The sequence below is a fragment of the Hydrogenovibrio sp. SC-1 genome, assembly GCF_002848135.1.
Taxonomy (GTDB): Bacteria; Pseudomonadota; Gammaproteobacteria; order Thiomicrospirales; family Thiomicrospiraceae; genus Hydrogenovibrio.
In genome coordinates, this window is sequence record NZ_PKGB01000007.1 from 74,461 (window position 1) to 97,165 (window position 22,705).

17 protein-coding genes are annotated in these 22,705 nt (G+C 43.4%); 10 read left to right on the forward strand and 7 right to left on the reverse strand.

The features are described from left to right. Positions 1-61 precede the first annotated feature (61 nt). The 4 genes from CYQ88_RS05565 to CYQ88_RS05580 all read right to left on the reverse strand — a co-directional run bounded on the left by CYQ88_RS05565 (position 62) and on the right by CYQ88_RS05580 (position 6,586). On the reverse strand, positions 62-550 hold the full coding sequence (locus CYQ88_RS05565) for a copper chaperone PCu(A)C (protein ID WP_101840364.1): 489 nt from the start codon (positions 548-550) through the stop codon (positions 62-64). Between the two features lie 122 nt (positions 551-672). Further along, complete coding sequence (locus tag CYQ88_RS05570) at positions 673-2,415, reverse strand: lysophospholipid acyltransferase family protein (protein ID WP_101840365.1); 1,743 nt, start codon at positions 2,413-2,415, stop codon at positions 673-675. Between the two features lie 132 nt (positions 2,416-2,547). Beyond that, the gene (locus tag CYQ88_RS05575; RefSeq protein WP_101840366.1) at positions 2,548-5,808 is read right to left on the reverse strand and encodes a DEAD/DEAH box helicase; all 3,261 of its coding nucleotides are present in this window, start codon (positions 5,806-5,808) and stop codon (positions 2,548-2,550) included. A 202-nt stretch (positions 5,809-6,010) separates the two neighbouring features. Further along, complete coding sequence (locus CYQ88_RS05580; RefSeq protein WP_101840367.1) at positions 6,011-6,586, reverse strand: TetR/AcrR family transcriptional regulator; 576 nt, start codon at positions 6,584-6,586, stop codon at positions 6,011-6,013. Between the two features lie 123 nt (positions 6,587-6,709). Between CYQ88_RS05580 and CYQ88_RS05585 the strand changes: the two genes are divergently transcribed. Beyond that, complete coding sequence (locus CYQ88_RS05585; protein WP_101840368.1) at positions 6,710-7,180, forward strand: MAPEG family protein; 471 nt, start codon at positions 6,710-6,712, stop codon at positions 7,178-7,180. 107 nt (positions 7,181-7,287) lie between these two features. Here the strand turns inward: CYQ88_RS05585 and pgm are convergent, their stop codons facing one another. Both pgm and CYQ88_RS05595 read right to left on the reverse strand, forming a co-directional pair. Next, positions 7,288-8,931, reverse strand: coding sequence for a phosphoglucomutase (alpha-D-glucose-1,6-bisphosphate-dependent) (gene pgm, locus CYQ88_RS05590; RefSeq protein ID WP_101840369.1), 1,644 nt, complete (start codon positions 8,929-8,931; stop codon positions 7,288-7,290). A gap of 133 nt (positions 8,932-9,064) precedes the next feature. Continuing rightward, entirely contained in the window at positions 9,065-9,448 is a 384-nt protein-coding gene (locus CYQ88_RS05595; protein WP_101840370.1) for a hypothetical protein, read from the reverse strand. Positions 9,449-9,628: 180 nt separating this feature from the next. Here CYQ88_RS05595 and CYQ88_RS05600 point away from each other — a divergent pair, with 180 nt between their 5' ends. Together CYQ88_RS05600 and CYQ88_RS05605 are read left to right on the forward strand one after the other, a co-directional pair. Next, complete coding sequence (locus CYQ88_RS05600) at positions 9,629-9,928, forward strand: hypothetical protein (protein ID WP_101840371.1); 300 nt, start codon at positions 9,629-9,631, stop codon at positions 9,926-9,928. 108 nt (positions 9,929-10,036) lie between these two features. Beyond that, complete coding sequence (locus tag CYQ88_RS05605; protein ID WP_101840372.1) at positions 10,037-12,175, forward strand: TonB-dependent receptor; 2,139 nt, start codon at positions 10,037-10,039, stop codon at positions 12,173-12,175. Between the two features lie 57 nt (positions 12,176-12,232). Here the strand turns inward: CYQ88_RS05605 and CYQ88_RS05610 are convergent, their stop codons facing one another. Then, positions 12,233-13,186, reverse strand: a complete 954-nt coding sequence (locus CYQ88_RS05610) for a DnaJ C-terminal domain-containing protein (protein ID WP_101840373.1) — start codon at positions 13,184-13,186, stop codon at positions 12,233-12,235. Between the two features lie 139 nt (positions 13,187-13,325). On the opposite strand from CYQ88_RS05610, the gene CYQ88_RS05615 reads away from it, so the two are divergent. The 7 genes from CYQ88_RS05615 (at position 13,326) to sppA (ending at position 22,700) form a co-directional block, all read left to right on the forward strand. Continuing rightward, entirely contained in the window at positions 13,326-13,697 is a 372-nt protein-coding gene (locus CYQ88_RS05615) for a PilZ domain-containing protein (RefSeq protein ID WP_101840374.1), read from the forward strand. Positions 13,698-13,732: 35 nt separating this feature from the next. Next, on the forward strand, positions 13,733-14,845 hold the full coding sequence (locus CYQ88_RS05620) for a TRAP transporter substrate-binding protein (protein WP_101840375.1): 1,113 nt from the start codon (positions 13,733-13,735) through the stop codon (positions 14,843-14,845). Between the two features lie 46 nt (positions 14,846-14,891). Beyond that, positions 14,892-16,118: an urea ABC transporter substrate-binding protein gene (locus CYQ88_RS05625; RefSeq protein WP_101840377.1), complete on the forward strand. Its 1,227-nt coding sequence runs from the start codon at positions 14,892-14,894 to the stop codon at positions 16,116-16,118. Next, the gene (locus tag CYQ88_RS05630) at positions 16,111-18,810 is read left to right on the forward strand and encodes a diguanylate cyclase domain-containing protein (RefSeq protein ID WP_101840378.1); all 2,700 of its coding nucleotides are present in this window, start codon (positions 16,111-16,113) and stop codon (positions 18,808-18,810) included. Before CYQ88_RS05625 ends, CYQ88_RS05630 begins: the two co-directional genes overlap by 8 nt. Further along, complete coding sequence (locus tag CYQ88_RS05635) at positions 18,794-21,214, forward strand: EAL domain-containing protein (protein ID WP_158236013.1); 2,421 nt, start codon at positions 18,794-18,796, stop codon at positions 21,212-21,214. Before CYQ88_RS05630 ends, CYQ88_RS05635 begins: the two co-directional genes overlap by 17 nt. A gap of 95 nt (positions 21,215-21,309) precedes the next feature. Then, positions 21,310-21,612: a c-type cytochrome gene (locus CYQ88_RS05640; protein ID WP_101840380.1), complete on the forward strand. Its 303-nt coding sequence runs from the start codon at positions 21,310-21,312 to the stop codon at positions 21,610-21,612. Positions 21,613-21,719: 107 nt separating this feature from the next. Continuing rightward, on the forward strand, positions 21,720-22,700 hold the full coding sequence (gene sppA / locus CYQ88_RS05645) for a signal peptide peptidase SppA (protein WP_101840381.1): 981 nt from the start codon (positions 21,720-21,722) through the stop codon (positions 22,698-22,700). Positions 22,701-22,705 lie beyond the last annotated feature (5 nt).

A 22,705-nucleotide genomic window follows, 5' to 3' on the forward strand; every position in this document is an offset into this window, starting at 1 on the left:
GCGTTTCCATAGGAACCGCTACACCGACTAGAAAGGTATGTAACGGTTTGCATTGGGTGTTTTAGTGATGATGTTCGTGGTCGTGACTATGGTTCATTTCATCCATTTTCATCATAGAGCGGCTTTTGGCGCTAATGGTTTTGGTTGAGCCATCTTCAAATTTTAACTCGATTTGAATGTGCTGGCCTTCTTGGATAGGCGCATTTAGCCCAATTAACATAATGTGAAATCCGCCCGGTTGCAATTTGACTTCTTGATCTGCAGGAAGGTCGATTTGTGAGACCTGACGCATTTTCATGACACCATTATCATTGATATGGGTGTGCAATTCGGTTGTTTGGTTAATGGTCGTTTTTGCTGAAACCAGTGCGTGATCATCATTAGATTCGTTTTCCAATTCCATAAAGGCAGCGGTCGCTAGTGCATTTGGCGGTGCGATTCTGACATAAGCATCATCCACTTCAATGGCATCAGCCGCGGTTTGGGCATGTGCGGAAAAGTGAGCGAGTAAGAGTAGGCTAGAGCACAGCCAAATGGAAAGTTTTTTCATAATGTGTTCCTTATGTAAGCAAGAAGGTTGGATGGAAATTCACCCGTAAAGATTTTGCTCGATTTTTAGGAATTAATCAATCTCTGAATGCTTGAGAAATGACGGCGTATGTTCGGTTTGCATTATGCAGTCTTCAGCGTTGTGGCATTGTTTTTCAAATAACGGGCTTGTTTTTTGGGTTTGATTTTATCAATTTCGATTAGGATCAAGCTATCGATGCAATCATTAAAGTCAGGATCAACGCTAAAATCAATAAAACGACAACCACCCGGTTCGCAGAGATCGGCGTATTGTTTAAATAAGGTTGGCACTTTGACGCCTTCTTCAGACAAGAGAATATTTAGCTTTTTGTAGCTGGTGTTGTAATCCTCATCAAAATCTTGCTCGGCAATGGCTTTGATTTCTGGGCTGGGAATAAACGGGCGTTTGCCGATGGCCAAATCCTGTTTTGAGCCCATTTGCGTTTGGAAAAAGGCAACAATCAGTTCTTTTGCTCGGGTAGGGAAGGCATCCGATAAGCTGACAGGGCCAAACAGGTATGTCGTTTCGGGATGACGATTGACATAAGCCCCAATGCCATACCAGAGATAGTCTAAGCTACGTTTTCCCCAATAACGGGGTTGCACAAAACTTCTGCCAAGTTCTAACGCATTGTTTAGATAAGGCGTCATTTCGGGTTTTAAAGTGAAAAGGGTACTGGTATACAGTCCAGAAAGCCCTTTTTCTTCGACAATCTTACGACAGTCACCCAACCGATAAGCACCTACAATTTCTAAATCTTCTTCATCCCACAACACCAGATGGCGATAACTGGCGTCATACTTATCTAAATCAAACGCATCGCCTGTGCCTTCTTCAACCGTGCGAAAAGTCAATTCTCGTAGACGGCCAATCTCTTGCATCACTGCGGAATCGGCTTCATAATCGAATAGGAATATTTTTTTGCCATCTGCTGTTTCACCGAGTAATTCGCCATTTTTTAGGTCCTTCTTCAGAGCGGTTCGATTAACAGGGTGCGCTAGGGTATTTTCGGTTTTAAAGACAAAATTTTCAGCCGCCACCTGAGGATCATTGAGACGATAAATGTGTTTGCGGAAATATTTGGCCATTTTAGGATAGGGCCAATTGCAGTCTGCTAACGATTTCCACGGCACCAGTGCGCCGACATGAAACGCAACTTGCTGATTTTTTTTATTAAACATCTCTTGAACGAGCATCAAGGTGCCTAGTGGTTTATACAGAGTGGAGAGTCCATAAAATAATATAGAGTTACGTGCATCAATATAGATAGGCAAAATGGGAGACTGTGTTTTTTTAGCCAGTTTTAAAAACCCATGTTTCCATTGGCTATCTCGCACGCCATTGGGTCGAATACGCGATACCTCGCCAGCCGGAAAAATAATGACGGCTTCTTCGTTTTCCAATGCGGCAATCATCGCTTTAAAATGCGCTTTGTGATTGGCTTTGGAAGACATATTGTCAACACTTAAAAAGAGCGATTGAAATGGTTCAACATGGCTTAACAATTCATTGGCGACAATGCGCACATCTGGTCGAATGCTTCTGATCATCTTAAGGAGAGCCAGTCCATCTAAAGAACCGATGGGGTGGTTAGCAACCATAATGACTCTGCCTTCAGAAGGGATAGCATCTAAAGCACGATGGTTAACCTGGTAACTAAAGTTGAAGTGATTCAGACACTTATCTAAAAACGCAAAACCACGAAGATGTTGATTTTCTTCAATGAATTGATTGATTTCCTTTTCGTATGTGAGTTTTTGTAAGAATTGAATTAACTTCTTACCCCCCGGCTTGGAGGGGAAATCGGGGTATTTTTCAAGAATAGTCTTTTGAATATCTAACATAACAGTCAATCCATCATAACAAGTGCGCTTATTATGACGACTGAAGTTGACTAGCAGATGACAGCCGGATGAGCAGAATATGACAAGTTTGTCACCAAAAAATGACAAGCGCCAGACAGCAAACGTATCTGGTTAAATGGGGGTGAGCAGGTTCAGTAGGTCTTGAGCTTGCAGGTGGATCTGTCCAGCCTCATCGCTTTGGTTTTGCTGATAGAGTTGATCTTGCAAGGCTTGCTTATTGGCTTGCATTTGTAAAATCTTTTGCTCAATCGTATTGGCAACCACTAATTTATAGACAAACACTTCCTTATTTTGACCGATTCGATAGGCGCGATCCGTTGCTTGGTTTTCAACCGCCGGATTCCACCAAGGGTCATAATGAATTACCGTATCGGCTTCGGTTAAATTGAGCCCAACCCCACCGGCTTTAAGGCTAATTAAAAAGATAGAGACGTCACCGTCTTTAAAGCGATTTATCGCTTCTTCACGTTTGTGGGTTTGGCCTGTGAGCAGGCTATATTCGATTTTGTGCTTGTTCAGTTCGGAAGCAATGCGTTTTAGCATCTCAGCAAATTGTGAAAAGATAATGACACGGTGTTGGCCTTCTAATAACTCAGTGAGCAGATCCATCAGTAATTCAAGTTTGGCAGAGTGTTTAACCTGTTTGGCCGCGTCAATTTTAACTAGGCCTGGGTCACAGCACACTTGACGCAGTTTGAGTAAAGCATCTAGCAAAGTAATTTGCGATTGTGCCAACCCCTTTTCCGCAACCGCTTGGCGAACCTTGTCTTCCATGGTTAAGCGGATGGTTTCATATAGGTTGGCTTGGTCTTGTTCAAATTCGACCGTTTTAATAATCTCGGTTTTATCAGGCAGCTCCTTGACGACCTGATGTTTGGTGCGTCTGAGTAAGAAAGGCGCCACCTTTTGGTTCAGCTGTGACTGTATTCCTGGTGTCCGGTCAATTTCAATGGGCTTTTGATAGTGCGCTTTAAACTGTTTGAGGTTGCCTAAAAACCCTGGCATTAAAAAGTTAAAAATCGACCAAAGTTCGCCTAAATGATTTTCTACAGGCGTGCCTGTTAAGCACAGGCGATGGCGGCTTTTGAGCGACTGTAAGCCGAGATAAAGCTTGGTGCGGGGGTTTTTGATTTTCTGCGCTTCATCAAGGATGAGGTACTCAAATTCAAATTCACTGAGGAGGTCTTCATCTCGCTGAACTAGTGGATAACTCGTCAAAACAATATCGGCTGATTTAATCTGTTCAAATTGACTAAACCGTTCTGAGCCATGCAAGGCTAAGAGGTTTAAATCGGGGGTGAATTGCTGTGCTTCTCGTTTCCAATTACCAATCAATGATGTGGGCACAATCAGCAAAATCGGCTGATTTAAATGACCGTTTTCTTTTAAAGTTAAACACCAGCTCAATGTTTGTACGGTTTTGCCCAGCCCCATATCATCGGCGAGAATGCCATTAAAACCATGTTGGTGTAAAAAATGAAGCCAATCCAAGCCAAATTGTTGATAAGGGCGAAGGGTCGCTTTCAGTCCTTTGGGGGGCTTCGTGGCGGTGATGCCTTTAAAATCGTTCAGTTTTTGTGCCAGTGCCAGGCTGTCCTGAGCGCCAATCCATTCTAAGGACGTATCGGCTAATCCTGCAACCAAGTGGGCATCAAAAGGGGTTAAGTGCAGCTTGTCGGTTACGGGCCGGCCTTGATAAAGTTGGATAAGGCTATTGAATAGCGGGGAGAGTTGTGACTTTTCAAATTGCAAAACAGTTTGGTCATTGCTGATAAAGTGCAGCTGGTCAGGCATATCATCACTGCTTTGATAGCTTGTGAGTAGCTTTTGTAGAATAGGTGCCATTGGCATGACTTGGTCGCCGAGGGTCATATTAAAGCTGAGTTCAAACCAATCTGAGTGGGTTTTGGAATGCACTTGAATATGATCAATTTTAACGATGTCGACTTGATGGTCGTCAAAGCCAGAGAGAAGCCAGCCTTGCGCTTCTAAATCTGGCAAGGCTTGTTGTAAGGCAATATAGTTATCTAATCCTTCAGCCTTATCGGTGCTGCCCGCTTTGAGTTGAAAGAGTGTCGCTTGAGATGGTGGATCAACTTGCTCTGGTGCCATCGCCGAGAGCCACGGCAACAGCTGGCTTAAGGCCGCATCCTCCAAGGTTAAATTGCGATGCACTATGACTTTCTTTCCTTGATGACGTTCTTGAATAATGGCTTGACGCGGTTCAGGGTTGAGATAAAAATCGCCATATTTGAAGACAAAGTGAAAAACAGGATTCGGTAGCGGTTGAATCATTTCTAGGTAAGGCGTTGGCAAAGTATGGATTTCTCGCGTTTCCAAACCGGGAATTTTGGGCAGTGACACTGTTTTGCTGGTCTGTGGAAGGAGCATTTGTTCCTGTTCAATGCGCTCCATTAATTGTCCCAGTTGCTGAGTATTGGCAAACGGCATCTTTAAAAGTTGTTCCAGCGTTTGAGTGGAAACCGGGCAATCGACTGCCTGCGCACGATGTTGCTTAATATCAATTAAAATAGGGGGTTCACTGAGTATTAAAAAATGCTGATCGGGTATCGAAACCGTTAATTTCGCTTGTTGTTCTTTATCGGAGGTATAACCGAGTTCAAGCGGATAGCTGTCTGGGTGCCATCTCAAGGGTTGGGGTTGGTTTTGGAAATAGCTTTCCCCTTTTTCAATCATCATTTTGGCCAGTAAAAAACCCGCAGAACCTTGAAGTCGGATATGGCTGGGGTTCCAAAAATGTTCGGCACACAGTCGCATTAATTCTGCGATAGCACGATATTCCATCGGCATCACGCCACGATCAATGCGGTTAATAAAAGTTTCAGAACGGTAAGGCTTGGGTTTGGCTAACTTTCCTTTGGGCGTATAGTGATGACGCAGAATTTCAATTTGGTTTCCACGAAGATGCGTGGGACTATAAAAACCTTCTTCGCCGTTAAAAAGGTGAAAACTAAACCATTCTTCGCGTTGATCTGGCAAGGTGCTAACCGCATTTAATGACTGCCACCAACTGTCAAATTGATTATGCGTCTTGGTTTGACTTTGGTCTTGTATATACTGAAAAATGACGGCGACAGCATGTTTGCAATTGATGTGAACGGGGCAGGTGCATTCACTGCGAATATGTGCGGTTTCTTCGTCTTCTATAATGGAAATGTCGGTTTGATAAATTTGTCCTCGACTGCCAATCACTTCTGCTTTTAATTGCAGCTGTCGATAACCCGCTTCTGGCGTTGACTGGCTGGCCTGATAGCGATTGGCCTTTCCTTCACGAAATAAGGCTTTCCCACGCGTAAGGCTTCCGGCATCAAAGGCATCGGTGATTTGGTGGAACGTGAGTTTAATCGACATAGGGTACAGTTTTTATTCGCTAGAAATTTAACTAAAGCTTGTGATTATAGCTAAAAAACGCCCAGGCCTGGTCAAATTTCCTTGTTGAATGCGATCTGATTTTTCAAGATATTGGGTTGCAGAAAAAGCGAGGGTAAGCACGCTTGTCAGGCAGTATTGGGCAGTTTTGTGATAATTTCTGTCAAGGTCAATCCTCTGTAAATTAATCGTTTTCTCTTATGATAGATTGTGCGCTTTTTTCGCATGCGGATAGTAAATTCTGGCGAGTCTGTTTGTCATTCAGTGAGTTAGCAACGGCGACGCCGCCAATCATCATTGCGGTTAGAGAAAGCACTTTTTCACTATTAGGCGATTCAGACATTAGTTGCGCGATATAAATTAAAAGCCGCCTAAAAGCCTTGGTATAAGCATTACGAACTTCATCATTCTGATGTGCTACATCGGATGTCAAAAAAGCTAGAGGGCATGGGACTTGCTCATCATTGAGGTGCGTTTCGCTAAGGTAGTTTTTGACTAGAACCTGTAAAAGGGCTTTTTCATTCAACACTTCATTAGGCATTTTAGCTCTGACACTTAGCGTTGCAGCTGAAGTAATGGCTTCAGCATAAAGCACCTCCTTGGAAGGAAAGTGGCTATAAAAGCTTCCGCGAGTTAATTGTGCCATTTTCATAATTTCATCTATCGACACATTATCGAATCCCTTAGTTGTAAAAAGCTGAGCAGCACTTTCGACAATCCTTTGGCGTGTTTGTGGTTTTTTATTGGCCGGCCATCCCATGTTATTTCCTCTCAATGTTGTTTTTCCATCTTATCTTACAAGACGTGACAATATGATCTTGAACATATTGTGGATTGAAATAGACTTCATTGGTGTGTTTTTAATTTAAAAGGATAACCTAAGATGTCTGCCGTATTTACCCAATTATTTTCCCAAAAAATTGCACAACCACTGATTTTCTTTCCGCTTTTACTGCTTGTGTTCCTCACTTTTTATGTGGGTGTCAGAATGCTTTTTTTAAGGGTGAAAGCGGTTAAACAGGATGGTTTAGTTCCTCAATATTTTCAGTTTAATCGGGGCGCAAAGCTTCCGCCATATTTAATTCAGTGTGAGCAACACTACCAAAATTTATTTGAGCTGCCGGTGTTGTTCTATTTATTGGTTATAACGCTTTTTGTCACTCAGCAAGTAACCGTTTGGCAGTTGTTTTTGTCTTGTGTATTTGTTGTTACGCGTTTTTGGCATGCTTGGGAGCACTTGGGAAGTAATTTTCTGATAAGAAGGCGTAATGCTTTTCTGATTGGGAGTTTAGTGTTGATTGTTGGATGGGTCAGTTTTGCGTTGGCTATGATTCAAAATTTTATTGTGCTTTAAGCAGGCTTACTCAATGAAAAAAATTCGAGGTTTGTTAAATGCACTCCGATGATCTGAGTGCATTTAACAACTTGGTGAGCTTTGACAATATCAAGTTAATGTTGTGATTAACCTGCTAAAGCTGCTGAGACAATGGCTTGGGCTTCCTTTAAAATTTGGTCTAAATGAACTTGGCCTTTAAAGCTCTCAGCGTAGATTTTGTAGATATCTTCTGTGCCAGAAGGCCGGGCGGCAAACCAACCGTTTTCGGTGGTAATTTTTAAACCGCCAATTGCCGCACCATTGCCGGGTGCATGGGTGAGTTTATCCAAAATCGGTTCGCCAGCTAAGGCATCTGCTTTAACCATTTCAGGAGATAGATTTTTCAAAATAGCCTTTTGCTCGCGATTGGCAGGTGCATCAATACGGCTGTAAACAGGATTGCCAAATTGTTCGGTCAGTGCTTGATACAGTTGTCCTGGATCTTTGCCGGTGACGGCGGTGATTTCGGCTGCAAGCAAGTTCATAATAATGCCATCTTTATCGGTGCTCCAGGTGGTGCCGTCCATCCGTAAGAATGAAGCACCCGCGGATTCTTCTCCACCAAAGGCAAAGTCACCGGAAACGAGTCCATCGACAAACCATTTAAAGCCAACCGGCACTTCCGATAGGTTCTTGCCCAGGGCAGTAACGACCCGATTAATCATGGAACTAGAGACTAAGGTTTTGCCTATTTTGACTGACTCTGCCCACTGTGGGCGATGGGTGCAAAGGTATTGAATGGCAACCGCTAGATAGTGATTTGGATTCATTAAGCCAACCGATTGGGTGACTATGCCGTGGCGATCGACATCTGGATCATTACCAAAGGCGAGATCAAATCGGTTCTTGAGTGAAATTAATCCCGCCATGGCGTAAGGCGATGAACAGTCCATGCGAATTTTGCCATCTTTATCGACGTGCATAAAGCGGAAGGTCGCATCCACATCTGGATTTATAATCTCTAAATCTAGCCCATAATAATCAGCAATTGGTCGCCAGTAATCAACTGCTGCACCGCCCATAGGATCAATCGCCAGTTTGAGTCCAGCCTCTTTAATGGCTTTCATGTTAACGACGTTTTCCAGGTCTTTGACGTAGGGCATGATTAAGTCATTAGCGGAAACAAACTCTGAGGCTAAAGCCTCTGCCAGTGGCATACGGTTAATGGCGTTCATGTCATTTATTAAAATGTCATTTGCGCGATCTTGAATGACTGATGTCGCATCGGTATCGGCTGGCCCGCCATTGGGGGGATTGTATTTAAAGCCCCCATCTTGCGGCGGATTGTGCGAAGGGGTGATAATGACACCATCGGCTAAGTCTTGAGTGCGATTTTGGTTGTAGGTCAAAATGGCATGAGAAACTACTGGCGTTGGTGTGTAACGACCGTTGCCCTGAATGATGACATTGAGGCTATTGCCCGCAAACACTTCTATAGCGGTAGCATGTGCCGCTTCTGATAAGGCATGAGTATCCATCCCAATGAAAATGGGGCCACTGATGCCCTGTTGGTCACGATATTCAACGATGGCTTGGGCAATGGCAGCAATATGGTTTTCGTTAAAGGCGGTTTGACTGGCACATCCTCTGTGTCCTGATGTCCCAAAACTAACCGCTTGATCCGGATTACCGGCATCGGGAATTAGGTTGTAGTAATCAGTCATTAATTTGGGGATGTTTTCGAGGAGAGAGGTGGGGGCTAGTTTGCCAGCCAGTTCAGACAGTGCCATGTAGATTTTCCTTTGAGCCAAATAGGTTCATCATAAACCAAACGTCATGGATTCTAAATGGCATAAAGTGAAAAATTTGTATTTCGGGTTCTGAGAATTGAGAGAAAAGGGGGCGCAAACGAAACTCTTAGGATTATTCAAGTTTTTTGGCGATCTCTTCGAGTTGGGTAAACACCACTTCATCGACTTTTCCGGCATCAATCGCGCCACGAATCACTTCCATAATGATGTTAAGGTCTTTAAATTTATTTTCGTTTAATAGGAAGTTTTGTAAACTGCTGTTAAGGCTTTCAATGTCATGGTGATGTTGGCGGTCTAGCCAGTAGGCCGGTAGGCAAAAACACCGCTCAATATGACGTGCTAATTTATCACCAATATTGCGGGTTGGGTTTTTGCCCATGAGTCGGCTCACTTGAGTTTGTGCACGACCTATCCGTTCAGAAAACGATGCCATGTTGCCACAATATTCACTCAAAAGCTGTGCGTTAAACCGTCGGATATCATAAATACTTTTCATCCCCACATTTTGTGCTTTTTTTTGACAAAAATATATAGCCAATTTGCTACAAAGCAATGACTTTTTATAGATTTTTGATTAAAAACAATTTCTTTTTTAGGGTTTTTGCTAGCTTGTATAAAAGGTAAAGCCCTTGTACAATGTCAGGCCAAATCTTGTCTATGCGAAGCCAAACAGATCATGACTCATAAACTTTCTAAGCGAATTTTGTTTAGCCAATGGCGCTTGCTTTTGCTTTCTGCATTGTTGGTGTTAGTTCAGTTCGCAACGGTAGTTCATAGTGAGATTCACCCGTTCCATGAGCACAGTGAACTGTGTGATGTCTTTTATGGCGTAGAGCATCAATCCAGTGATGTTGCATTAGCTTTTTCCATCGTTTTGCCAAAAAGACTCACTGGGTTTTGGCAGATTGCTCCCTTCACCTCCTTTGTTCAAAAACCAGAAACGGTTTATTCAAGTCGCGCGCCACCAATAGCCTAATTGTCTTATTTAACTTTTTTGTTGTGTCAAAACGTTTTGAGTTGATGACTGTACACGTCATGAGCCGCGTCTAAGCACTGCCGTTAAAATTACAATTAGGAACAAATCATGTCATTAAAAAAAATATCGTTGGCGATTTCGATTGCCAGTGGATCTGTGTCTGCATATGCGCAAGCCGACAACTTAACACCACAACCCGTTAAAAAAACCGTCTTGTCCGCCGTGACTGTTTCAGCTTCTCCAGTTCATCAACATGAAATTTTTGAGGTGCCATCGCAAATTAATACGGTGGTGGGCACGGATAAAATGGCTGCGGAAAGTGGTTCTTTAGGACAAATGTTGGAACATCTTCCTGGGGTTAATAATCAATCTGCTGGCACACAGTCTGGAAAACCAGTCGTCAGAGGAATGACGGGTAATCGCGTTAAAATTTTATCGAATGGGCAATCTACCGATTATCAAGCCTATGGGACAAGGCACTTACCGAATGTTGATCCTTATCTTGCTGAACGCATTGAAGTCATTCGTGGCCCGCAAAGTGTTTTATATGGGGCTGAAGCGATGGGTGGTATTGTCAATGTGATTCAAGCAGAATTGCCTTATGGTGAAAGCTTATCAGGTGAAGCTGCGGCAGAATATAACAGCAATAACCGAGAAACCATGTGGGGGGCAAAAGTGGGGGTGGGCGCAAAAGACTTTGCCATACAGGCAGGCCTATCAACACGCTCGTCGGATCATTTTACCGTGCCAAATACTTCGATAGCGACCGGGACGATTGCTGAAGACAGTCGTCCGCTATTCGTGGGTGATGTACCCTTTACCAATTTTGAAAACACAGCAGCCAATGTTGGCATTGGTTATCAGCAAGATTGGGGAGCGGTGGCATTACGACATACACAATGGCTGTCAAAGCAGAATTATTTAGGCATTGATGATAACCGAGAGGCACTACCGGCTGGGCAACAGTTGCAAAATGATGAAACTCAGTTAAAAGTGGAATGGTTCTTAGAAAATGATTGGGTGGTGAAGCCCAGTTATACGCATACGCGGAATGCGCGTGAAGCCTCACATGATTTGCCGTATGAAAGCATGGCAGAGGATAAAGGAACGCCTCACTATTTAGATTTATTGGTCAAGCGAGATGATGTGAAGTTGGCTTTAGAACACCCTAAAATGGGCGATTTTAAAGGGGAACTCGGCTTCGATTTGAGTGACAAACAGCAGGACTTACGTTCTGGTGAACTGACGCCATCGGCTAAGGAGCGTAAGCGCGCTGTTTATCTGTTTGAAGAGGCGAAATACGATCAGTGGCTAGTTCAAGTGGGGGCGCGTTATGATCAGCAAACTGTATCAGCTCCCCTTGACGGGAATAATACTCAGTTTGTAGAACAGGGTATTTTTAATGGTGCCAACAATCGTCGCAGCTTTGAGGTGTTTAGTGGCTCTTTGGGGTCAAGCTATCGACTTGATTCAGCATGGACTTTGGCCGCTAATGTGGCCACCGGTTTCCGTGCCCCCAGTATTTTTGAATTGTATGCGGGGGGAGAGCATGGTGGTGTTCAGGCCTATCAAGTGGGTAATCCTAATTTAAAAGCGGAAACGTCATTCAATACCGATTTATCACTCAGGTGGCAAACCACAAAAAGCCAAATGATGGCCACAGTCTATCAAAACGGGGTCGATAACTATATATACTTGGCCAATACCGGTAATACCGTCATTTCAGAGGCAGGAAATCGTATTCCGGAAATGAAATCAGAGCAAACCAATGCCGTGATTAACGGCTTTGAATTCAGCTTAAATCACCAATTCAACCAGGCCTGGTCATCTGATTTGGCTTTGGAGTGGATTCAAGGGCGTGATATTGAAAATCACCAAGCGTTACCTCTGATGCCAGCCAATAACGTTCGCATCAAACTGTATTATCAACCTCAAGATTTGGCTGGTTTACATCATCAAAAATTCACGGTGGGGTTGAAATGGGTCGATAGCCAAAATGCTGCTGGCCTTTACGAGCCATTTTCACAATTTGATGGCTTGCCATTTGGTACGGCGTCAACGGATGCTTATACTGTGTGGAACTTAGGCTATCAAGCACAAGTGACGCTAGATAAACAGACCCTCTCTCTTGCGGCATCGGTGGATAATGTCTTTGATACTGCTTATGTTGATTTCCTAAATACTTATAAAGGCTATACCCTCAATACGGGTAGAAATTTTCAGCTAAAAGCACGCTTAGAGTTTTAAATACGTTTAATCATTGAAAAACCACCAGGCCTGGTGGTTTTTAAGAGCGTTGAGCAGTTAAAAGTGGCTTCTGGGATCGAATGGGAGCTCAGACGCCATTTTTTCATAGAAGGCTTTTGCGTCGTCTGACGTTGCCGGTGGCGTGTGAATTTGTATGACGATATATTGATCGCCCGCTTTATCACCTTTGCCAAGACCGCGCCCTTTAATGCGTAATTTACTACCAGATTGAGTACCGGCGGGAATGGCCATATTCACTTTGCCTTTTAACGTCGGGATTTCAACCTTGGTGCCAAGCGCCGCCTCCCATGGTGTAAGTGGCAAATTTAAAATCACATCGGCGTCATCCACTCTATAGAGAGGGTGATTCTGTAAGTCAACTTCTAGTAGCAAATCGCCATTGGGGCCACCCCCTAATCCTGCTGAACCTTGACCTGCTAAGCGAATACGAGAGCCTTGTTTAACGCCCGCTGGAATTTTCACTTTTAGGTTTTTAGGGTGATGCGCCATTTGGCCAAATTGATTGGTACTGGGCATTTGAATGGTCAGTGATTTTTGGGCGCCTTGCACCGCTTCTTCAAGCGAAATTAAAACCTTAACGATTTGGTCGTTACCTTTTTGGGCCTGCGATTGCTGAAAACCGCCAAATCCGCCTTGGGCTTGACCAAAGCCACCCCCTCCAAATAGTGAAGAGAAGAAGTCACTAAAGTCGCCAGCTTGTCCACCTCCGAAACCTCCATGGCCTTGTCCACCAAAAATATCATCAAATCCTGGTGGTGGTTGGAAGTTTTGGCCATTGTGATAGTTGGGGCCGAGTTGGTCAAACAGTTGACGTTTTTCTTTATCGCCAAGCACCTCATAGGCTTCGCTGATTTCTTTAAATTTGGTTTCATCTCCAGAGGGTTTGTCTGGGTGATATTTCCCAGCCAGTTTGCGGTAGGCCTTTTTAATGTCGGCTTCCGAAGCTGAGCGATCGACACCTAAAATTTCGTAGTAATCTTTGTATTCCATGATTGCGCCCTTTTGCGAATGCTTTAATGTTGGCTTTAATGGGGACTAATTCCCTCTTTTCAAGGCATTGACGGATTTTTAACATCCAATGCGTATTTTGTAATAGAATTTCTAAAAGATTATTTTGAGAGTTTAACGTATGGTTTACTTGCCAGATCAACGAGACAGACGAAAATCGGCCAGGTTGAAACGCCCATTTAGTTTTCATCTCAATGGTGATGTCCTTAAGGGACGAGATGTTTCTGAAGTGGGAATCAGTGTTTATTGCCCGAACGCAGGTAAGAGTGGTTTATTTTACTTTCGGAGTGGTCAAAAATTAAAAGATTGCTATATACAAATTGAAGGCCACACGTTTCATTTTACGCGTTTACGGGTTGCCCGGCTTGAGGAAGACGAGGAGTTGTTGTTATATGGTATCGAAATCGATCACATGCTTGAACCTGAAAAACAGCGATTCCACGCCTTTTATACCAATTTATATGAGCAAAGTTCAAAGGCTGAAACTTTGTAAATGTACGAAACCATTTTGAAGGATTGAAGGATAGAATGAAAAGAAGAGAGTTTATAGGTGCCGTTGCGGGTGCCACGGCAGCCACGGCGATGACGGCCTGTGGTCAAAAAGAATCAGAATCTCAAGCAACAGAGAAAAGTGCTTCAAAGCCATTTGAAACAGTGCATTGGAAAATGGTGACCACTTGGCCTAAAAACTTCCCAGGCCTGGGAACGGGTGCGAATCGTGTTGCTGAATTGATTAATGAGCTATCAGGTGGCCGTATTGAAGTCAAAGTGTTCGGCGCTGGCGAGTTAGTTGGTGCTTTTGAAGTGTTTGATGCCGTGTCGCGTGGCAATGCGCAACTGGGTCATGCTGGCGCCTATTACTGGAAAGGCAAAATTCCGTCTGCAGTGTTTTTCTCATCTGTTCCGTTTGGGTTGACGCCGGATGAAATGAACGGTTGGCTCTATTCGGGCGGCGGCATGGCGCTTTGGGAAGAAGCCTATAAACCGTTTGGATTGATTCCAAATCCCGTGGGAAATTCTGGAACGCAGATGGGCGGTTGGTTTAATAAAGAAATCAATAGCCTGGCCGATATAAAAGGTCTAAAGATGCGAATTCCAGGCCTTGGCGGTGAAGTTTTGAAACGTGCTGGCGGCGTGCCCGTGACCTTGCCGGGTGGTGAGCTATTCCCATCCATGCAATCAGGTGCATTGGATGCCACTGAATGGGTTGGGCCTTATAATGATTTGGCTTTTGGGTTCCATAAGGTTGCCAAATATTATTATACGCCTGGGTGGCATGAGCCTGGCACTACCATGGAATGTATGATTAATGAGAAAGCATTTAATGCGCTGCCAGCAGATTTACAAAGTATTGTGCGTAATGCGATGAAAGTGGCCAATTTAGAAATGTTGGCTGAATATACGGCTAAAAATCAACAGGCATTACAAACCTTAGTGGAAAAACATCAGGTGCAATTGCGTCATTTCCCTGATATAGTGTTGAAAAAGCTAAAAGATCTGTCTGAAGAAGTCGTTGAAGAAGAGGCGGCCAAAGATCCCTTAGCAACCAAAGTGTGGGCTTCTCAGCGAGCATTTAAAACCCAAGTGAGTCAATGGACCAACTTGTCGGAACTGGCATTTTTAAAGGCTCGCAATTTGTAGAGACCTCAATAGGGCCTCATAGCTACCATCAATTTGAAGGTGAGTTATGTCAAAAGTAGTGTTGATGCACGGCCAGAAATTTTTTTGGTTTGGATTGCTTTTGTTAGTGATGTGGGTCTCTGTGCTCGTTACGCAAAATCCTTCAGTAAAAATAGGGGTTTTACATAGTCAGACTGGGTTCATGGCAGTGAGTGAGCGTCCAGTCATCAATGCAACTTTAATGGCGATTGATGAAATCAATGCCAAGGGAGGCGTCTTAAATCGTCCAATCGAAGCGATTGTGCTGGATGGAGCCTCTGAACCGCAACGGTTCGCCTATCAAGCAGAATCTTTGATCCAACAATATGCCGTCTCCGCTCTCTTTGGTTGTTGGACAACTTCTTCCCGCCAAGCCGTTCGCCCTGTCATCGAACAAAATCATCATGCCCTATTCTATCCCGTTCAATATGAAGGTAATGAAAGCTCTCCAAATATCATTTATTCGGCTGAAGTTCCTAACCAGCAGGTGATTCCGGCCTTGAGTTGGATCAACCAATATCTTGGCAAACGACTGGTTTTGGTTGGGTCAGATTACCTGTATCCGCGCGCTGTCAATAAATTAATTCGTGCTCAGGCACAGCTGCTAGACATGACCGTGTTAGCAGAAGTCTATTATCCGCTAGACTATAATGAATCCCCTGATATAAATGCTTTACTGGCCTTGAAACCGGATGTCATTGTGAACACCTTAAATGGGCAAGTCAATGCGAAATTTTTTAGTGCGCTCAATGAGAAGCAGTCAGTCGATTTAGAAAGCTTTGTTCCAGTAATGTCGTTTAGTTTGTCAGATACGGAAACCCAATATTATTGGCAGGAACAAGGTATTTCATTCGCAGGGCATTACAGTAGCTGGGGTTATCATCCTTCAATTGATTTACCTGAAAATAAAGCCTTTATTTCTCGTTATCAAGCACGTTATGGTGCAGATGCAACCGTCAATTCTCCAATGGTGAATGCATATAACAATGTCTATTTGTGGAAAATGGCGGTTGAAAGAGCTCAATCTTTTGAGCCAGAAATAATGCTGAAACAGGTCGCCAAAGTGGGGTACTTTGGCCCAGCGGGTAAGGTTTTTGTTGATAGCCAAAATCACCACACTTGGAAATCTGATTTTATTGCACAATATGATCAGAGGGGGCATTCCGCTGTGGTATGGCAAAGTGGACTAATACAACCCAAGCCGTATTATAAACTGATGAAAGCGCCAGGTGACAACCGAGGGCAAAATGAGTAGCGCTTTTTCCTGGCTGGTGGATAAGCCGATAACAGGCATCCGCTATGTGTTTCAGCTTTTTCAACGCCACATGGTATTGCCTTTGGGCGCTTGGTTTGTGGTGGTGGCAGTGGTGCCATTGTTATTGGTGTTATGGCTAAGTCATCTACAGAACGAATCAATTATAGAAGCAGAATCCAAGTTGCAATTCAAAATGGAGTTGCAATATCGTATGGAGCGCTTGCAACAGTGGCTACAAGTTAAGAAAGGCGCAATGGTCGGGCATGCTCAAAACCCAACTTTGCAGACGGCTTTCTCAGACTCTTTGGCGATTTGGCAACAAACGTCCAGCTTTCAGCAAGTAACGGCGCAATTAGATTTAAGCCAGCAAAAATACCTTAAATTTTTGGAAGAATCGGGCGGCTTTTATGATTTATTTTTTATTTCACCCACCGGCCGAATTTTTTATACCTTGGAGCAGGAAGCCGACTTAGGCGAGGATTTAACACAACTTCCATTGCGAGACTCCCCTTTGGGAAAGGCTTGGAATATGTCACGCTATTTACTTGATATTCAGATGTCAAACATCGACTATTATCCGCCATCGGATCGGTTAGGGTTTTTCTTAGTGATGCCGATGATTCATCATGGTCGGTTAATCGGCTACTTTGCAGGACAGCTTGAAACCGGCGATTTGGTAACCATATTTGAACAGAAGCCTGCAAGTGTCGTTCCGGGTAAATTTTGGGTGGGTGCAGTGCATGGGCGGATGTATGTTGATATTTTAGCGTCACTTGAAATGGCCCGTGGGCGTCAAATGGTGGCGTTGCCAGTTCAGTCCTTAACCAGTCAACCGATCTTACGTGCGATGCATTCCGAGTCAGGGGCAGGTAAAGCTATTGGAATAGATGGAGGAGACGTTTTTGCCGCTTGGTCGTATTTACCCGATTTTGGTTGGGGTATGGTCTATCAAAAGCCACTGGATCAAGTTTATAAAACTTTGGATCAGCAGAATGTACTCTTCGTCATTGTGATTGTATTAACGTTGATTTTTGTCAGTATTTTGTCTTTGCTGTTTTATGGTTATCTCTATGAGCCGATTGAAGCATTGATGACTGGTATGAAACGGTTTTCAACGTATAAAACCTTAAAGCCGGATCAATTGGCGGCTTCTAAACGTTACCAAGTCGCTATTAAGGGAAATAATGAATTTGCTCAGTTGGGTCGCGTTTTTAATGATATGTCACTCCAATTGGTTAAAACGCTGCGAGAGCAAGCCAAAAAAAATGCTCTTTTGGCTGAGCAACAAGCTGAAATTAAAGCCTATTCAGAAAAACTGGCGGAAAAAGTAGCGGAAAAAACGCAACATCTCGCTGCGACCCAGAATGAGATGCGGTTTATTTTGCATTATGCGCCAATGATGATTATGAATAAAGATTTGCATGGGCGCTATACGATGGTGAATCGACAAGCAGCGGATTTATTGGGAAAATCAGCTTTGAGCTTGGAAGGATTAGATGATTTGGATATTTTTCCACCTACCACAGCTCAGGTGATTCGTAAGCACGACAGTTTGGTACTCTCTGGTCGCGACCCCAAGCAATTTGAAGAATCTTATTATGGTCGTGATTTTCTCGTATTACGTTTTCTATTGGAAAGCCCGGAATCGGGTATTTATGGGATTTGCAGTATGGGGGTCGATGTCACCGAACAAAAAGCCATTGAAAAAAAATTACAGGAAACCAGTGAATTACGGCAAAGAGTCGCGTGGCAGCTACAGCAATCTTATGACATCCAGGACCAGTTTATCGCGAGTTTAATCATTGATGAGTCTGGCAAACTGGCTGAAACTAGCCAGGCCTGGTTAACCTTATTTGGTTTTGACAGAGCAGCTGTGCAAACAAAACCTTTGGAGCGGATATTGCAGTGTGGATGTGCTGATCCAGGTCAGTGTAAAGCTGAGGAGCAATGGCGTCAGTTGAAGAGAGTCATTCAAGAGGTTTTTGAGAGAGGTGAAACCTCTGTTGAAAGAGTTGAGTGGCTGGATTTAGAACAGCATACACGCTATTTTGAAGTCACCGTGACCCCTATTTGGGACGATAAAAATGAAATTCATCAAGTACAAACATTTTGGCAGGATCGTACCAATGAAGAAAAAATTACGCGTTTAGCCATTACCGATGCTTTAACAGGGTTGTATAACCGTCATCAGTATAACGAGTTATCACAAACTTTGCTAAAAGATGTGGCGCAACACAATAACGTGGAACGACTCGGTTTTGTGTTACTTGATGTCGACTTTTTTAAACAATATAACGATTCCTGTGGGCATCTTGCAGGGGATGAAGCGTTACAGCAAATCGGTCAATGTTGCTTGGCTTTAAGTGAACAGACGGATCATCCTTTCTTCCGATTAGGCGGGGAGGAATTTGCGGCGTTTGTTGTGAATACCACTGAATCAGATTTAAAGGCCTTTGCGGAGCAGGTAAGGCAAAGCATTTTGGCCTTAGCCATTGAACATCCCAAAAATGCTGCCAGCCGTTATTTATCAATATCGGTGGGCATTACTTTAGGAAAACTGCAATCGCTTGCCAGTATCGACCTGCTGTATCAGCAAGCAGATTTAGCGCTTTATCATGCCAAAGAATCAGGACGTAATCAGGTTGTATTATTCAGTAACCTGTCTGGAGAAGCCGATGTTGACGCACTATAAAAACATTTTTATTATGATTTTCATCACCCTGTGGGTGCCTCTGGTCTTCAATTATTTTGGTTATGTGTTTATCGAGGGTCAGTGGATTCAGTTTGCGTTGCATTCATTAGTGGAAGTGATGGGGGCGGTATTGGCGATCGTTATGGCTGTTATTATGTCGGAGGCACTGTCCTATCGACAGTTGAAGCCAATTTTCCATTGGGTGGTAAGGGCGTTTTTAGCATTAGCCATCTTAGATCTTGTGCATGCGGCAATGAATGTAGAAACTTTATTTGTATGGTTTCATTCCATATCGGGATTTTTCGCTAGTTTATTACTGATGATTGGCGTCTTTGCACAAGGCATAAGCTGGAAAATTCCTGTACCACGAAAAATCTCCGTATTGGTTGTAATGGCGGTATTTGCCTTTTTGTCAATCCAATTTGATCAGTTGGTGCCCGCCATGACCGATAGTCAAGGCGAATTTACCCTGTTTGCAATGATGATTAATGTGTTGGCCGGATTGATGTTTGTGGTGTCTGGAGTGTATTTCATTGCGCAATATTTTAAACATGATGCAACGGAATACTTAATGATTGCTGGCTTTGCCTTTTTGATGGTGGCCTCTGATTTATCGTTTGCGATTTCCAGTCTTTGGGATTTCTCCTGGTGGGGGTGGCATTTATTACGGTTGTTGGCGTTTATTAGCTTAAGTTGGTTCTTTTATGAGTTGCTTAGAACGAAAGTTGAAGCCCAACAACAATCTCGGCAAACACTCGAAACGCAGCTGCATTCTACACGCCAAGAGCTTTTTCAAGTCTCACAATATGCTCAATTGCTCTGTAAAACCAGTTTGGTTTCTAAGTCGGATTTGGATGGCATCATTACCGAGGTGAATGACCAGTTTTTAGATTCAACTGGGTATCGGCGAGATGAATTGATAGGGCAGCCGCATTCGATTTTGAAAGGCGGTTATACCAGTCAGGAAACCTATGAAGCGCTATGGCGAACCATTCAGTCTGGAAAATTGTGGACAGGTCAATTGCAAAATCGTAAAAAAAATGGCGATCTTTTTATGATTAAAATCGCGATTTTGCCTATCAAGAACGAAGCCGGCGAGGTGGTTGAGTATCTGGCGGCACGGCAGGATATTACCGACGCGATTGAGCGAGAAGAGCGATTGACACAGTATCGAACGATGGATGACTTGACAGGCTTTAAGACGCGCTATCAATTAATTCAAGACTTAGAAGGCCAGCAGATTGAAAAAATTGCACTGTTAAATATTGACGATTCCAAAGAGATCAATGATTTTTTTGGAATGGCGGTTGGCAATGAACTTATTCGGCAGGTCGGGCACTATTTAGCGAAGGTTAAAGATCCTGCGTTACGGATTTATCGGATGCATGGTGATGAATTTGCTCTGACTTCTGTGATGAAGCAGCCGGTAGAGGGGTTTGAAGCGAAGATTGGTCAATGGGTAGATGAACTTTCTGATGTGCCGTTTGATGTGGCCGGACACACGATTCATATTTCGCTAAAAGCAGGGATTGCAGAAGGCTTAGATAGTGCGCTGACGGCAGCGGATATGGCTTTGAAAGTTGCAAAAAAGACCAGCCGTTCTGTTGTAACTCAAAACGAAACCTATTTATTCAGTCATCAATATAAGGAAAATGCGATTTGGATGCAAAGCCTAAAACAGGCATTAGCTGATAAGGGTATCTTGCTGGTATATCAACCGATATATGATCTGCAAAATCAAGGAAATATGGGCTACGAATGTTTGGTTCGGTTGGAGAAAGATGGCGCAATGGTTGAACCCGCTTATTTTTTGGAGGTCGCTAAAAAAAGCCGGTTGTATTCTCAGTTAAGCCAGCGAATTATGAGTTTGGCATTCAAAGCGTTTCATGATCGAACGGATATGTTCAGTATTAATATTTGTGCCGAAGATATGGTGAATGAGCAGATCCTGAATCATCTTCGGAATCTATGTAACAGCTATTGTTGTGCAGATCGGTTGTTACTTGAGTTTACTGAGCAGGAGGCGCATAAAAATCTAGATGCAGCCATTGAGTTTGTGAAAGAGGTCAAAGCGCTTGGCATTCAAGTAGCGATTGATGATTTGGAAAATGGGGTGACGGACTTTGAAGCGCTTTTAAAGTTACAGCCGGATTGTATTAAAATAGATGGTAAGCTGATTGCGCATTTAAAGGATGATGTTCTGACCAGCCATGGCAAGGATGCAGAGCTGGTTATTAATACCCTGGTGGGCTTTGCGCATCAACGCAGTATTAAAGTGGTTGCAGAGAGGGTGGAAAGCCAGTCGCAATTTTTAAAATTAAAAGCGTTAAAAGTTGATTGTGTGCAAGGATTCTTTACTGGAAAACCCGCTATAATCATGACAGAACCATTGAAAAAGACTTAAAAATAACCAGGCATGGCTATTTTGAACAAATTTTAATAGACGAAATAATATATTAGTATATAATCAATTACTGATGTTTAATTAGGAGAACAGATATGAAAAAAATCATCTTAACGGCTTTATTCTCAAGTGCTTTAATGGCGTCTCAAGCTTATGCTGGAAATGCACAAAACGGTCAAACTCTTTATGCACAGTGTATTGGCTGTCATGGTGCGACTGCTCAGGGAAGTGTGGGTCCTAAGTTAGCTGGACAAGCTGCAGAGACGTTGACTGAAAAGCTTCAAACCTATCGTAGTGGCGGTGATATCGGGCCTATGTCTTCAATGATGAAGCCTCTAGCAGCCGGTTTATCGGATGCGGATATTGCGGATTTAGCGGCTTACATTTCAGGCTTATAATATTCCTTGATATTCATCTTAGAAAAGGGCTTTTTAGCCCTTTTTTTATTGCTGTTTGCTAAGAATCCAGATTAATATTATAGAACTTGAAAGTGAGGGGCGAGTGGATGATGATAGAAAATTGGCTAAAGTCTGGCTTTGGATTCATGCTGATAATGGCATTAAATGGCTGTGCCACTATTCATTTAGGGCCTGATTACGGTGCACCTTTGCAAGAGCAAGTCCTGTCAGAGCCGGAGGATGCGAAAGGGAAAGTGCTACTGCTTTCCATTGATGGCACCATTTCAAATCAACCAGAATCAGGGGTCTTTCAACAAGCCCCTGGCTTGTTAGATTCTGTGGTTATGCAATTAGAAAAGGCAGCTCAAGATCCAGATATTAAGGCCTTGCTTATCCGGGTTAATTCGCCGGGTGGCGGTGTAACGGCAAGTGATTTGCTATACCATGAATTATTGCAGTTTAAGCAGCAAACGGGGAAAGCGATCTTTGTACAAATGCTCGATGTCGCCGCTTCAGGGGGCTATTATATTTCCTTAGCGGCCGATCATATTCAAGCGTCACCGACCACTTTAACCGGTTCGGTTGGCGTGATTACGCTTTTGCCGAATGTGTTGGAACTATCAGAAAAAATTGGCATTAGGGTCAAAACCTATACCAGTGGTGCTAGCAAAGATATTGGCTCGCCATTTAGGCAACCGAAAGCTGGAGATGATCTCTATTTGCAATCGCTGGTTGATCAAATGGCGAAGCGGTTTTATGGATTGGTTCAGCAGCATCGGCAGTTGAATGCGGATCAAATGGATGACATTAAAACGGCAAAAGTCTTTTTGGGTCAACAAGCGCTGGCAGCAGGCCTGGTTGATTCGGTTGGTTATTTAACAGATGCGCCCAATAAAGCTTGTCAATTGGGCGGAGGTGAACGTTGTCAATTAGTGAGTTATCGATTTAATAAAAATCAAAATGCCAATGCTTACAGCCCAACCCTTAACAGTCGAGCTGATGGTCTACAACTGACACTGATGAATAGCCAGTTATTAGGCAGTGTGTTAGATTTACAACCAGGCAATTATTATTTATATTTGCCTTAATGGGT

Coding starts and splice junctions, on each gene's coding strand:
- CYQ88_RS05630 (WP_101840378.1), top strand. CDS start 16,111: ATGAGTAGCGCTTTTTCCTGGCTGGTGGATAAGCCGATAACAGGCATC.
- CYQ88_RS05580 (WP_101840367.1), bottom strand. CDS start 6,586: ATGGGATGGCCGGCCAATAAAAAACCACAAACACGCCAAAGGATTGTC.
- CYQ88_RS05625 (WP_101840377.1), top strand. CDS start 14,892: ATGTCAAAAGTAGTGTTGATGCACGGCCAGAAATTTTTTTGGTTTGGA.
- CYQ88_RS05595 (WP_101840370.1), bottom strand. CDS start 9,448: ATGAAAAGTATTTATGATATCCGACGGTTTAACGCACAGCTTTTGAGT.
- CYQ88_RS05610 (WP_101840373.1), bottom strand. CDS start 13,186: ATGGAATACAAAGATTACTACGAAATTTTAGGTGTCGATCGCTCAGCT.
- CYQ88_RS05635 (WP_158236013.1), top strand. CDS start 18,794: ATGTTGACGCACTATAAAAACATTTTTATTATGATTTTCATCACCCTG.
- sppA (WP_101840381.1), top strand. CDS start 21,720: ATGATGATAGAAAATTGGCTAAAGTCTGGCTTTGGATTCATGCTGATA.
- CYQ88_RS05600 (WP_101840371.1), top strand. CDS start 9,629: ATGACTCATAAACTTTCTAAGCGAATTTTGTTTAGCCAATGGCGCTTG.
- CYQ88_RS05620 (WP_101840375.1), top strand. CDS start 13,733: ATGAAAAGAAGAGAGTTTATAGGTGCCGTTGCGGGTGCCACGGCAGCC.
- CYQ88_RS05640 (WP_101840380.1), top strand. CDS start 21,310: ATGAAAAAAATCATCTTAACGGCTTTATTCTCAAGTGCTTTAATGGCG.
- CYQ88_RS05570 (WP_101840365.1), bottom strand. CDS start 2,415: ATGTTAGATATTCAAAAGACTATTCTTGAAAAATACCCCGATTTCCCC.
- CYQ88_RS05605 (WP_101840372.1), top strand. CDS start 10,037: ATGTCATTAAAAAAAATATCGTTGGCGATTTCGATTGCCAGTGGATCT.
- CYQ88_RS05575 (WP_101840366.1), bottom strand. CDS start 5,808: ATGTCGATTAAACTCACGTTCCACCAAATCACCGATGCCTTTGATGCC.
- CYQ88_RS05585 (WP_101840368.1), top strand. CDS start 6,710: ATGTCTGCCGTATTTACCCAATTATTTTCCCAAAAAATTGCACAACCA.
- pgm (WP_101840369.1), bottom strand. CDS start 8,931: ATGGCACTGTCTGAACTGGCTGGCAAACTAGCCCCCACCTCTCTCCTC.
- CYQ88_RS05615 (WP_101840374.1), top strand. CDS start 13,326: ATGGTTTACTTGCCAGATCAACGAGACAGACGAAAATCGGCCAGGTTG.
- CYQ88_RS05565 (WP_101840364.1), bottom strand. CDS start 550: ATGAAAAAACTTTCCATTTGGCTGTGCTCTAGCCTACTCTTACTCGCT.